The sequence below is a fragment of the Neobacillus sp. Fa239 genome (assembly GCF_055395235.1).
The window spans coordinates 2,885,082-2,898,360 of the sequence record NZ_AP041611.1 but is presented as its reverse complement, the minus strand read 5'-3'; the positions used below and the strand labels follow the sequence as shown (position 1 = coordinate 2,898,360).

General features: G+C 36.9%; 10 protein-coding genes. 6 read left to right on the top strand and 4 right to left on the bottom strand.

What is annotated here, in order from left to right; genetic code table 11:
- Window positions 1-545 precede the first annotated feature (545 nt).
- Entirely contained in the window at window positions 546-1,343 is a 798-nt protein-coding gene (lgt, locus tag ACZ5XR_RS14005) for a prolipoprotein diacylglyceryl transferase (protein ID WP_464496885.1), read from the bottom strand.
- Between the two features lie 207 nt (window positions 1,344-1,550).
- Entirely contained in the window at window positions 1,551-2,993 is a 1,443-nt protein-coding gene (locus ACZ5XR_RS14000) for an MFS transporter (protein WP_464496884.1), read from the bottom strand.
- Between the two features lie 236 nt (window positions 2,994-3,229).
- On the opposite strand from ACZ5XR_RS14000, the gene ACZ5XR_RS13995 reads away from it, so the two are divergent.
- The 5 genes from ACZ5XR_RS13995 (at window position 3,230) to ACZ5XR_RS13975 (ending at window position 9,624) form a co-directional block, all read left to right on the top strand.
- The gene (locus ACZ5XR_RS13995; RefSeq protein WP_464496882.1) at window positions 3,230-4,114 is read left to right on the top strand and encodes a LysR family transcriptional regulator; all 885 of its coding nucleotides are present in this window, start codon (window positions 3,230-3,232) and stop codon (window positions 4,112-4,114) included.
- A gap of 384 nt (window positions 4,115-4,498) precedes the next feature.
- A complete protein-coding gene (locus ACZ5XR_RS13990) occupies window positions 4,499-4,990 on the top strand; it encodes a GNAT family N-acetyltransferase (protein ID WP_464496881.1) in 492 nt (163 codons plus the stop codon).
- Window positions 4,991-5,201: 211 nt separating this feature from the next.
- A complete protein-coding gene (locus ACZ5XR_RS13985; protein ID WP_464496880.1) occupies window positions 5,202-6,413 on the top strand; it encodes a class I SAM-dependent methyltransferase in 1,212 nt (403 codons plus the stop codon).
- 219 nt (window positions 6,414-6,632) lie between these two features.
- Window positions 6,633-8,003, top strand: coding sequence for an IS1182 family transposase (locus ACZ5XR_RS13980; protein WP_464496878.1), 1,371 nt, complete (start codon window positions 6,633-6,635; stop codon window positions 8,001-8,003).
- Window positions 8,004-8,382: 379 nt separating this feature from the next.
- Entirely contained in the window at window positions 8,383-9,624 is a 1,242-nt protein-coding gene (locus ACZ5XR_RS13975) for a Bcr/CflA family multidrug efflux MFS transporter (RefSeq protein WP_464496877.1), read from the top strand.
- A gap of 321 nt (window positions 9,625-9,945) precedes the next feature.
- On the opposite strand, the gene ACZ5XR_RS13970 is transcribed toward ACZ5XR_RS13975, so the two are convergent.
- Both ACZ5XR_RS13970 and ACZ5XR_RS13965 read right to left on the bottom strand, forming a co-directional pair.
- The gene (locus tag ACZ5XR_RS13970) at window positions 9,946-11,394 is read right to left on the bottom strand and encodes a L,D-transpeptidase family protein (protein ID WP_464496875.1); all 1,449 of its coding nucleotides are present in this window, start codon (window positions 11,392-11,394) and stop codon (window positions 9,946-9,948) included.
- A gap of 424 nt (window positions 11,395-11,818) precedes the next feature.
- Window positions 11,819-12,211, bottom strand: a complete 393-nt coding sequence (locus tag ACZ5XR_RS13965; RefSeq protein ID WP_464496874.1) for a hypothetical protein — start codon at window positions 12,209-12,211, stop codon at window positions 11,819-11,821.
- A gap of 196 nt (window positions 12,212-12,407) precedes the next feature.
- Between ACZ5XR_RS13965 and ACZ5XR_RS13960 the strand changes: the two genes are divergently transcribed.
- Window positions 12,408-13,103 carry a hypothetical protein gene (locus tag ACZ5XR_RS13960; protein WP_464496873.1) on the top strand — a complete coding sequence of 232 codons (696 nt, stop codon included), beginning with the start codon at window positions 12,408-12,410 and terminating at the stop codon, window positions 13,101-13,103.
- Window positions 13,104-13,279 lie beyond the last annotated feature (176 nt).

The window sequence follows — 13,279 nt, the reverse complement described above, 5'->3', positions numbered from 1 at the left end:
AAAAAGATAAGAATGTACTTAAAAAAATGGAGGTTTTCGAAAAGAAAAGCCTGTTAACGTCCAGTAATGGGCGTTTTTTATTTTGGTTACTAATCTAGCTTAATAAGTTAAGCAACGGAAATGGGGGGAAATATAAGTGGACTTATTCAAGTAATGGGGTTCGAATCTATATAAATTCAATACAATACTAAACTAGTCCAAGCGAAAGTTAATTTTCTCCCATAATCTGTCTGAAAATCATTACAAGGCACTGGTTGACGTTTTGATTTGATAAATAAGCGGAGAACTTTCTCTTAATTAAGAAATAGCACTAAAAATAGCCTAAATAGACGGAAAGATTCCGACTATTAACTCGAAAAACGTTAAAAATGGGTAATTTTGCTTTGCTTAATCGGAAAGCCTCCGCTTATATACCCCGAACATAGCTCTATTCTGCAGTCTAACAGGAAATTCTCCGCTTATTTTACATATCACTGGTTACTCATTTAAGTATAAGAATTCTTATGTTTCAAAATAACATATATAAAAAGGTTCACTCTGTGTTTTTAATTCAAAGTTTCTTCTTTCATTTTATTTTTTCTGTCCCGCATTATTAAATAAACCATAAATCCAAGATCGATTATAATAATGGCCATAGCAGACCATTGTCCACCAGTAAAATGGTGATAGCGAGGGGAGTCTCCTCGAAAATACTCTAAGATAAATCGTTCAAGGAAATAAAGGAAAACGTAAAATGAGAGAATCCACCCTTTAACTAGCCGGTGACCAGCAAATATAAGAATCATAAATAAGATACAGAAAAGAATCATATCTCCTTGGCTTTCCCAAACTTCAGCCGGCCACAATGGTTTACTGCCATAGTAATCGTAGGCATAAGAACCTTTTGGATACACAATCCCAAAATTCCCTCCTGTGGGACTTCCAAATGCGTCTCCGTTCATAAAACAAGCAATTCGTCCAATACCTTGGGCCAAAATCATAGCCGGTGAAAGATAATCGGCAAATTCCAAAAAACTTATTTTATGATAACGTGAGTAAATAAATAATGTAACAATCCCTCCTGCAATCGCCCCTTCAACTGAAATACCGCCTTTCCATATCTCAAATATTTGAAGTGGGTGTTTCGAATATGTCGGCCATTGAAACACAAAGACATGCCAAATCCGAGCACCAATAATGGCACCGAACACACCGTAAATAAGAAAATCCTGTAAGTGTTTGTAATAAATTGTTTTTCGTGTTAAAGCCAGGCCAACACCAAATCCCAGGGCGATAGCAAGAATCGAGATCACTGCATGTGTTTGAACCTCATAGCCAAAAAGGTTAAATAAATCCTTATACATTATATTTAGACATCCCTTCAACATCTGTAATTTCTTTTATGATAATTAGATAAATGTTCATCTAAAAATATCAGCAATTCAGAACCCTATTATTTTACTGCTTTTTTTTGACAAATTAGAATTAAGAAAAGAGAAAATGTAACTATTTTATGTTCTTATGGAAAACATAAATGAAGGCAGCCACTAAATGGACTGGCCTTGAAATCCTTAAACCCCAACTTCATTTGAATGGTACTTGTCGTTATGTCTTAGCTTCTTTTTATTATTTTTAAACGTAAAAAGAAGCGTGACGAATGACCAAACAGCTATAACAAAATACGATGTCCGAAAGGTTAAAAGTAAATGGCTGGGGCTTGATGGTTCATATGTTTTTAAAAAGAATTGATAAATGAATCCACCAAGCGTAATCCCTAAACCCATGCCCAATGTCCTTGACATATTTAAAATCCCTCCAGCAATTCCTAATACATGTTTAGGGACATTGCCCATGATGCTGCTATTATTCGGAGGGGTAAACATACCAACCCCTAAACCAACTAAGAAGAGTCCGATGCAAATGATGAGGTAGGTTCCAGTTAAATCGATAAAAGTTAACATGAAAGAGCCAATGGTAGTCATCGACAGACCCAAAAGCGAGGGAACCGCCGGTCCGAGACGGTCGGTCATGATCCCAGAAATCGGTGTTGAAATCGTCATTCCGATAGGAATAACGGTAATTAAAAAACTAGCCTGGAAAATGGGCAAATGCTTTACCTGATCTAAATAATAGGGTGTTAATAATAGAACAGCATACATAATCATAAAGGACAGAATACCCGTTATATTCCCAAAGGTAAAATGTGAGTTTTTAAAAAGGCTTAAATCGACCAATGGATTAGAACGTTTGCTTTCGGTATGGAAAAATAAAAAGGTATACACAAGTGCAATCCCGTAGCAACCAATCATTAAGTGCGATGTCCAGCCTTGTTTTAAACCCATATTTAGAATATAAATAATCGAAATTAATGAGGGAATTAAAAAAAACGCACCCATATAGTCAAATTTTGTTCCACTGATCTCTTTTGAATCTTTTGGTAAAAAGATGATTCCTAGAATCGTACCAAAAACACCTACAGGGAGGTTGATAAAGAACAGCCATTTCCAGCTTATAAATGAAAGTATCATGCCCCCTACAACTGGACCCAAACTTAAACCTATGCCTTGAGCACTTGCTTGAAAACCTATCGCTTTTCCAAGGTCCTTCTTTGGTGTCGTAGATGTTATAATTGACACGCTATTTGCCTGGAGCAATGAGGCACCTATTCCCTGTAGTACGCGGAAAACGATTAACATAAAGAGAGATGGTGCAAGCCCACAAAGCAAGGAGCTCAGCGAGAAAAGAGCAAACCCGATTATATAAAGCCAGCGACGACCAATCATATCAGCAATTTTTCCGAAAATTAATATTAAAGAAGCTAACGATAACAGATAGGACAAACTTACCCATTCGATATCATTCATACTAGTGTGAAACTGTTGCTGCAAATTTGGAAGTGCAACATTAATGATACTTGCGTCTAATGCTGCCATAAACGCACCAATACAAACAGTGGCTACAACATACCAATGGGCAATTGATTTTTCTTCGGTAGTTGGTGCAGAAGACTCCATAAAAAATCATCTCCATAAAAAAATAAAATGAAAAATAAAATTCCATGCAAAAAAAAACCTTCATCATTGCAGGTAATGCATATATTACGATAACAAATATGATAGCAAGAGTAAATTGCAACAAAATGATAGGGTATAACAATTTGTTATACATAAGAATTATTATCCGTAACTAAAAAGTCTATATGATAGAGATCATGTTACGAGATTGGGTATTTGTGATGGAGGTTATTTCTTTGAACATAGAAAATCTGAAAATGTTTTGTTTAGTAGTAGATGAAGGGAGTATAAGCCAAGCAGCCAGATTGAGCTTTGTATCTCAGCCAGCTGTAACAAGACAAATTAACCAATTGGAAAATTTATATGGTACATTGTTGTTTGATCGAAGTGAAGGGACAATGAAAATAACGGAAACCGGAAGAATGTTATATCCTTTTGCAAAATCAATTGTCCATGACTTTAACCGATCACAGGAAGTCATTCAGCAGGCGATAGGCAAGTTTAATGCGAGTCTCCGAGTAGGTGCTACCTTTACAATCGGTGAATATTTGCTGCCTCAATTGTTGGGGAGATTTAAAAAACAAATACCCGAACTAAAGGTGACATTAACGATTAAAAATACACCAGGTGTATTGGAGGATTTATCCAAAGATGTTATAGATTTAGCTTTAGTTGAGGGCCTTGTTGAGAATACGGATTTTATTATCAAAAAATTTGCAAAGGATGAACTCATTTTAGTTTGTTCACCCGATCATGACTGGGAGGAAAGAATTACGATTGACCGATTGGCAAATGAAAGAATGATCTGGAGAGAAGCTACTTCAGGGACAAGGCTTATTGTAGAAAATATGTTAAGAGAGTACGGAGTATTAGACAAAATTGAAAGTTATATGGAGATTGGCAGTACCCAAGCAATAAAAAGTGCTGTAGAGGCAGGTCTAGGAATTAGTATTCTTTCAAAGTTGACTGTAGGGAGAGAATTGGAACAAGGAGATTTACGACAAGTCATTATTGAGGGCGTCCATTTAACAAGGAATTTATGGGTTGTTAATAAAAATCAACGGTTTAATAAAAAGACAGTTTCTGATTTTTTAGAGTTTATTCATCAAAATATTATCTAGATTTTTCCACAACATGATATATAAGGATAACCTTAAAGGCACCTATCACTTTGATATAGATAAAATTGAATGTTACTCTATGCTGGGGACATAAAGGTAACTATTTTTGGATAGGACAGTGTGAGAGAGTCCAATAAGATGTTTAAATAAGTGTAAGGTTCATCCTAGTTATTAGGAATGGAACGTTACACTTTTCCATTTCTTACATAATAGATTTTATTGAGAAATGGAATATTAATCTTTTGTTACGAACAAAAACCCATTATAGTAGGTTTATAGAGTAAAATATTAATATGTCAATTTATCCATTAATCAGGTTTTTTCGAAATGACCCTTACAAAAGGACACAAAAGAAATTATTTAAATGCTGGAGGCAATTTGAACATGCTGATCATCCGCAATGCAAAAATGGAAGATTTATCTGAGATTGCGATCATTGAAAGCCTATGTTTTCCGGAGGGTGAGGCTGCCACGAAAGAAACGCTTAATAAGCGCATTCGTGTCATTCCAGATAGTTTCTTTGTCGCTGAAATGAAAGGGGGAATTGTGGGTTTTGTAAATGGACCCGTTATCGAAACACCCTTTATTACTGATGACCTATTCCGGGAAATCAAGGCTAATCCATTAACAGGCGGACATCAAAGCATCCTTGGAATAGCGGTTACCCCTCATTTTCAAACACGAGGTGTGGCAGCTGCGTTGCTTTCACATATGGAAGAAGCAGCGAAAACAAATAAACGTGAGACCATCACACTGACTTGTAAAGAAGACGTAATTGGCTTCTATGAAAAATATGGCTATGTGAACAAGGGGATATCAAAATCGGAGCATGGCGATACAACTTGGTACAGTATGGTTAAAAGGGTGTCTCAATGAAGTCATCAAACGGTTAAATCGAAAAACAGTAGATGAAATTAGAAACTTCTAACTAGGAATTCCTCTTATCAGTACGATAAGAGGGTTTTTATTTTTCACAACGTAAATTAGGAGAAATTTTTTGAAAAATGAATAAATGAGGGTTATAATAAAACTTAAGACCAAGTCCTAATATGTAGTAATAAATTTTAACAAAAATTGGAGATAAAGCATGCCAATCGAAACCAAACAAAGAAAACCAAGTATTTCTGCCTATTATAAGACACTGGGTATCAAAGAATGGAAATCAAAGTCGGACTTTTGGAAGCATGTTACTGCCGTTGATTTAGTTTTAGCAGAGGAACTTAAACCGCTTATATCCCGTCAAAAACAGGGGAATCTTTATGAGGTGAAGAATGGCACACTGCCCTTCAGTTTGGCAGTGGAATCTTGGACGATGTCATTTCACAAGTCTTTCCTCGGCTCGATCCATAAGCAAAAACAACTAAAACCAAAGCGAATTTTGGAAATCGGATGTGATAATGGCTTATTGGCATGCTGGTATGCTTTTTGTTTTCCGGAGGCGGAGATCGTTGGAATCGATCAGTCGGAGAACGGAATCCGTTGTGCCAAACAGTTGGCAAAGCAGCTGGGACTGACTAATGTTCACTTTTATCAAATTGATTTTTTGGATCTAAGAGAACATTTTTTGCTGAATTCTTTTGATCTCATTATATCTGTGCGAAGCTTTCATGAGATTATCGGACCTGTTTACATCCAGAAGTATTGGTCACTGCCAGATTACTTGAAGAATAGCCCAACGTTTGAAAAGAGTTTATGTTTACAAATAGTGGATGATTTGTTAACCAAGGATGGAACCTATCTCTCTTGTGAGCAAGCCGTAAACCCGGCAGATGTCGGAAAGTGGGCAAATTCGCTGAAACAAGCAAATCTCCATGTTCAATGGAATGATTGCGACATCATTGATTACTTTGAGTCAGGAGTAAATAGGAGTTCTCCTATTATTGTCGCGACAAAAAGCAAGACAGAGGTAACAACCTTAGAAGGGTTGGAACATTTATATACCAAAGATCATCCATTCGTTTTAGAGGCCGGGAAATCATACAGCGGGGCGAGAGCAGAGTTTGCCTACCATCGCTTGGGAGAGAAAATATTCCAATCAGGGTACTATCTTAATGCACCACATCACTGGCAGATGTTTCGATTTGAAATTTGGGAGGCGAGCGATTTTCTGCTTGTCTACAGCTATGGGAATATGGGGCATCGTCAGTTGGACATTCTTCCTGCCGGAGCAGATTTACATGCCAAACGGCTGTTAGAGGAGGCAACGGGGAAGTTCAGTCACCTCGGACCAATTAACCAGTACGACCGACTGGAAGATTGTCCAAAAAACTTCTTTATGCCTAATATTGATATTAATTAAAATTATAACAATCCTTTTTTATTAAGGCTCTTTTCGTATAGATTGTTTCTTTTTTTAAAAGGCTATGTTAAATAATATTGTTGATAATCAAAAGTCAAAAATGAAACAAGGACCTTATTTTGAGGTCCTTCAGACTGTCGACAAATCCGAGAAAAATCGGGTCTGCCGGCAGTCTTTTTTGTATAATTGATATATGAAGATTTTAATGAGGTGGATACTATGCTTTCAAAAAATACACAGATGAATCGTGACCAAATAGAAATGATAGCTTTAGAACAACTTGTACCTGCGAACCATTTGGTTCGCAAAATAGAAGCTGCCATAGATTTCTCATTTATCTATTCACTTGTACAAGATATGTATTCATCTGATCGAGGTCGTCCGAGTATTGACCCTGTAGTATTGATTAAGATGGCGTTTATCCAATATACCTTCGGTATTCGCTCTATGCGTAAAACTATAGAGGAAATCGACACAAATATTGCTTATCGTTGGTTTTTAGGCTTTGGATTTTATGATAAAGTACCACATTTCTCAACCTTCGGTAAAAATTACGAAAGACGTTTCAAGAACACTGATTTGTTTGAGCAGATTTTCTATCGTATTTTGAAGGAAGCTTCTGATAAAAAATTAATAAGCAGTGATCACGTTTTTATTGATTCCACACATGTTAAAGCAAGTGCAAATAAGCGTAAAATTGAGAAGAAAGTCGTTCGAAAAGAAACCAAAGCATATGAAGCGCGATTACAAGAGGAGATTAATAGTGACCGCGAAGATCACGGGAAAAAGCCATTTCCTCCAGATAAATTTGAAAAGGAAGAAAAGGAAGAAAAGAAAGAAATTAAAGAAAGCACCACGGACCCAGAAAGTGGTTATTACGTAAAGGACGAGCGTACTAAACAGTTTGCTTACTCATTCCATACAGCTGCTGATCGAAATGGTTTTGTTCTGGGTACGATTGTTACACCAGGGAATATACACGATAGCGTTATTTTTGAACCACTTCTAGAAAAGGTCATTGAAAAACACGGGAAACCTGAGGCTGTTGCTGCTGATGCTGGATATAAAACGCCTGCCATTGCCCAATACTTATTTGAAAATGATATAACGCCTGCATTACCTTACACTCGCCCTCGTACGAAGGATGGCTTCTTAAGAAAGCATGAATATGTTTATGATGAATACTATGATTGTTATATCTGTCCGAAAGGACAAATATTAAAATATGCAACAACGACAAAGGAAGGTTATCGACAATACTTCTCTAACCCCATTGAGTGTAAAAATTGCCCATTATTATCACAGTGTACACAGAGTAAAGAACATAAAAAACTAATTCAACGACATGTGTGGGAAAACTATTTAGAAGAAGCCGACCATCTTCGTCATACAGAAGAAAATAAAACTATATATGCAAGACGTAAAGAAACGATTGAGCGTGTCTTTGCGGATGCTAAGGAAAAGCATGGAATGCGATGGACAACCTTAAGAGGTCTAAAAAAATTGTCTATGCAAGCGATGCTTACTTTTGCTTCCATGAATTTGAAAAAGATGGCCAGCTGGACATGGAAAAGTCCGGTAATGGGGTAAATATATGAATAAGATAAGTCTAAGTTTTGCTCTTACGAGCAAAAGTCCAACAAAAAGGCATCCGAATGGACACATTCGGATGCCTTTTGTCTACAATCTGAAGGACCTTATTTTGAGGTCCTTGTTTCTATTCTTATTGAAGAAAAATTGTTTACGCTAAAGAAGTAGAATGCTATCGGTTTTTTAAAAAAAGGGGAGACAGTGCAGAAGAAGAATCCCCTGTTTCTATTTCACCTAAGCTCGAAAATTGAAATCGTTTCCATATAATTTAATTGTTTACCCTTAAGCAAGGCTCAGGTTATAATAAACTTTAATGTTATTTAGGATATCGAAATAAATGCAACAAGGAAATTCTTTACTTATAGAAAGGCGATGGATATTGAATAAACTTAGTGGAAAAAAACGAATACAGCTTGCATTACTCCTTGGATCACTTGGACTATTAGGACCTTTTACAATCGATACGTATTTACCTTCTTTTCCGACGATCGTAAATGATTTTCATACTACGGCTTCACTCGTTCAAATCAGCTTAACATCCTGTTTATTAGGCCTGGGATTAGGACAATTGGTCATAGGTCCTTTAAGTGATGTGAGAGGCCGCCGACAACCCTTACTCATCTTTGTTATTTTGTACTTACTTGCTTCTATAACATGTGCGTTGGCGCCAAATATCTATTTCCTTATCATCGCTCGATTAGTCCAGGGCTTTGCTGCTGCCGGTGGGCTTGTGATTTCTAAAGCGATTGTTCGAGATCTTTTTAGTGGAAGAGAACTGACCAAGTTCTTTACGATGATGGTGTTAGTTGGTAACCTTGGGCCGATTGTTGCACCGATAGCCGGAGGAGGGATTCTTGCTTTTACCAATTGGCATGGAGTTTTTATTGCGTTGGCTTGTTTAGGTGCAGTGTTGTTCTTCACGGTAGCTTTAAAATTAGAAGAAACTCTGCCAACAGAAAACCGTGTTCCAAGCAATTTACCACAAATTATGAACAACTTTGGTTCTTTATTTAGAGATCGAACGTTCATGGGATACGCACTGACTCAAGGATTTACTACTGCAGCAATCTTTGCCTATGTATCTGGTATTCCGTTTGTCTATCAGAATATTTACGAAGTCACGCCACAACAATTTAGTTTTTTATTTGGAACAAATGGATTAGCATTAATTATTGGCAGTCAGTTGGTTGGTCGCTTGGCTGACATCGTTTCAGAGCGGACCTTCTTAAAGATTGGGTTAGTTATCTCTACCATAGCGGGTGCAATTTTATTAATTGCTCTTGTTTTAAAAGCTCCACTTTTCGCCGTCGCAATTTCGATATTCTTTTTCATCGGTTCTATCAGTATGATTGGGACTACGTCTTTTGCTTTAGCGATTGAAACGCAAGGACATATTGCGGGTAGTGCCTCTGCCTTATTAGGTTTATTGCCATTTGTACTTGGCTCAGTAACAGCTCCACTTGTGGGAATAGCAGGGGCGTATACTGGCGTTCCTATGGGCGTTATCATCTTTTGCTCAAGTTTTTTGGCGTTCCTTTCCTATTTTGTATTAGTACGAAAAGGCACGCTTCGGATCCGCCTATCCAATGACCAGCATTCAGTAAAGAAACCCAGTATCTAAAAATATAAATAATAAAGGAGAACAGATATCGTTTTGTAGCGAATTTGTTCTCCTTTATTTTTCTACTAAGAGTTCTCCTAGCATTGTCGCGACAAAAAGAAAGACAGAGGGAACAACCATAGAAGGGTTGGAACATCAGCTGTTAGAGGAGGCAACGGGGAAGTTCAGTCATCTTGGACCCATTATCCAGTACGATTACCTGGAAGATTGCCAAAAAAACTGAATTCGTAGGCTATACGGAATGTTGAAGTTAATAATAATGAAAAAATCAGGAAATCATTAAAAATTTCCTGATTTTAATCTTTTATATACGACCATTTCTTAGTAAATGACAACCGGCTCGTATATACTGAGATTCGCATACACGGTTTTCATTACACTTGACGGAGTATTGACGCAGCCATGCGATCCATCTGCAAGGTAGGCATTGCTTGCCCAGTTTTTCCGCCAGCTTGCATCGTGAAACCCTTGCCCATCATTCGTAAAAGGAGCCCAAAAATTAACTTTGGAAGAATAACTCAGTTTACCTCCAAGTTCTCTGCCCGTTAGAATGGCTGGTGACCTTTTAAAGAGGATATACCACACACCTTTTGATGTATCTTGACCAGTGATATGTGTGCCGGTTACAACATTTGTTGTAACGACTAATTTCCCGTTTTTGTAAATCCAAATACGCTGCTCTGCAAGAGATACCTCGGCATAAGTATCGCCAATGCCATTGTTTGCTGTTGTATCATAGCCATAACCTTCATTTTTCCAGCCATGTCCGTAAGTATTAGAAGCAGAAATCGATTTTTGGCCTTTTTCAAAGGCAGCCTGAATCCGAGCTGTCTCTCTGTTCACATCCAATGCCCAACCATAGCCTTGCCCTTTTACCGATATGACCGAACCTGAATGGGTTTTGAATGTAAAACTTTTATCTAATGTGGATTGAGAACTATTTATTTCTGAAATTTTCTTGTTAATACCGCTTGGATCAATGGCTACTTTTAAGTCTCTTGAAATAGAGGCGTTTTTAATTAATTCACTGGCGTTTAAGGTGTGAACTTTATCCTGTACCTTGTAATCCACAGTCTGCTCAAGAAGTTCTTGCAGCTTTTTCTGTTCCTTTTTTACAATCTTACTGTCTTCTTTGATTGGCAGTATGTAAACAGGTTTAAGCCGGATTTCGCTGATATTTTCATGTTTTTCATAGTCCTTTACTAGACTGGCAACATCATACTGCTTCCCATTCAAACTTTTTGTGACGATAATTTTACCATCTTTCAAATTTACCGTTGCATCTTTAGGTGCTGTTAAACTTTTATTCATCGATACTAGTTTTTCTTCCAGCTGTTTTTTCATTTCTTCGCTTCGATATGGATCCTGTTTATTTGGCTTTAATGAATAATTTTTTGTTTTTGAAGAAGGAAAAAACGTCCGCTGGTCTCTTAGTATTTTAGTCACACCTGGCAGATCTTTATCGGTAAATCCCATCTTTGTATCTTTTCCATCTAAAATTTGCTGTTGACCGACAAAGACTTCGTTTGTTAATTCGGTTGTTTTTAATTTTTTAAGTGCTTCCTCAGATGTGAGTCCACTGACTTTTACTTCATTAATCATTATATTGGCATGAAAGTGGTTTGCCTGATAATGGCTGATAAAGCCACATATGAGTGCAATAATAACGATGATAATTGGTGTGAGAAACTTCCAGTTTTTATACCATTCCGTTGATGTTCCCCGATGACTGTTCATTTCTTCAACTGATACTTTTGCTGTACTTCCCATAAAGCTTTCCTCCCATAACCTGATGATTCGGCTATCAACATCCACTTACTTTAAACCATGGTTTTGGAACCGAAAATTTCATATGCTTCCAAATTATTGTTAATAATACTACTATTCTACTAGATTGTAAAATATGAAATTTGTCGTATTTTGTAAATGCGTGAAATTAAAGAAGATAGCGAGAGTGAAAAAGATTCATAAAAAATCCATCCATCCATACGGATGGATGGATTCTAGATTTCAGTTTGAGTTGACTCCGGGCAACGAGGTCATAAACGATAATTGCTGTTCAGCATGTTCAATATAGCACGGCACACCTTGAACCCGCCTCCGCAGCGGGTTATTTTGTCTTGGAGCTGAAGAGGAGGATGAATTCATGATGAAATCATCCCCTCAAATAATTTGAAAATGCTTATATTACTCCTCATTTATTAGCTAAACGTTTTTCAAAATCCGTCTTAAACAACAGAATAGCATCAATATTTACAGCAAAATCGTGGTCACTGATATTAAAATTAGTTATAAACTCGTCAGACCTCTCACGAACCATAATTGTCGGACGGCTATTGTCTCCAATAGTGTCCTGAGTTACACCTCTGCCATAAATATACCAGTTCGTTTCAGTAGGCTTATTTGCTGCATTTTTAGATAAGTCATTTTTTATTATTTCACATAAATGATGCATAAAATCTTCATTAAGATTAATGGTTTTTCCAAATTTACCATCAACCGTTAAATCAGCATCTCCATACCAAATATTCCTGCTTGTTCGCTTTCCTTCATTTGAAGTGTAAGTCTCATCAAACAAAATCTTCATTTTCATTACCACCCCGTTAAAATACAATTTTCCCACTATTATACACCAATTATTATTCAGGCTGTCTTTTTTACTCAAAAACTCAATATACTTCTTTAACTGAGCCTTATAAAATCGAAAGTGACAATTAAGTATTCCCAATAGCAGTCAATATCATTTTCGAACATTTTACATGTAGAAGGAGGGGGAAGTTACGATGTTAACCTTAACAGGATTTCTGCCCAGCTCGTCAGGTTTTAAATTTGGAAACAGCTTTCCACATGCTCCATTAAAAAAAATCGATGTTTTAGGCAAGCAGATGACAATCGGGGATGCAGCGTATGGCCTTTGCGGCGGTATGATTTATGCTGTCATGGATTATTTTGAAGCAAACATGCCGATTCCGTCTAATCCGACTGCGCCTTCCTCCGGCCCTTTGTTTGAATATATTGTTCATCGGCAGATTGAAAGCTTTCATTTGCCCTTAGGTCTTATTAAATATATGGTTTTGATGAACCCTGTCCTCCCCGATCGTGAAACAACAGCTAGTAAAATAGGAGCTGCACCACACGGAAGAACTTGGAGAATGATGAACAAGGAATGGCCGAAAATAAAAAATGATCTCGATAACGGAAAGCTTTCACCGCTTGGGTTAGTCCGAGTAAAATCTTTTAATCCTTTTCAGATTAGAAAAAATCATCAAGTGCTTGCATATGGATATGAATGGAATGAAAACAATCTGTCCATAAAAATTTATGACCCTAATGAGCCGAATGATGATCATGTAACCTTAACAATAAATATTGAAAAATCCGAATCGGCCGCGTTTGTTGTTCATTCTAATTCTACTGAACCGATTTATAGTTTCTTCAGAACCGATTACAAGTTTACAAGGCCGGCAGCTTTTAACTAGATTACATGAAAACAGAAATAGGGGATTAAACCTTTGTTTAAGATGAACTTTTTCTGCTTCCCTATAATGGCAAATTAGTTTATTAACAGTAAATAAAAAAAGCTTGGGAAAATCCCATATCCAGTATGTGAGAGTGTGTTTGAGACATATAAAAATGGAAACGGAAACAACTTTAG

What these genes read in the sequence shown, in the direction of transcription:
- lgt (WP_464496885.1), bottom strand. Translation starts at nt 1,343, where the DNA reads ATGTATAAGGATTTATTTAACCTTTTTGGCTATGAGGTTCAAACACAT.
- ACZ5XR_RS14000 (WP_464496884.1), bottom strand. Translation starts at nt 2,993, where the DNA reads ATGGAGTCTTCTGCACCAACTACCGAAGAAAAATCAATTGCCCATTGG.
- ACZ5XR_RS13990 (WP_464496881.1), top strand. Translation starts at nt 4,499, where the DNA reads ATGCTGATCATCCGCAATGCAAAAATGGAAGATTTATCTGAGATTGCG.
- ACZ5XR_RS13985 (WP_464496880.1), top strand. Translation starts at nt 5,202, where the DNA reads ATGCCAATCGAAACCAAACAAAGAAAACCAAGTATTTCTGCCTATTAT.
- ACZ5XR_RS13980 (WP_464496878.1), top strand. Translation starts at nt 6,633, where the DNA reads ATGCTTTCAAAAAATACACAGATGAATCGTGACCAAATAGAAATGATA.
- ACZ5XR_RS13970 (WP_464496875.1), bottom strand. Translation starts at nt 11,394, where the DNA reads ATGGGAAGTACAGCAAAAGTATCAGTTGAAGAAATGAACAGTCATCGG.
- ACZ5XR_RS13965 (WP_464496874.1), bottom strand. Translation starts at nt 12,211, where the DNA reads ATGAAGATTTTGTTTGATGAGACTTACACTTCAAATGAAGGAAAGCGA.
- ACZ5XR_RS13960 (WP_464496873.1), top strand. Translation starts at nt 12,408, where the DNA reads ATGTTAACCTTAACAGGATTTCTGCCCAGCTCGTCAGGTTTTAAATTT.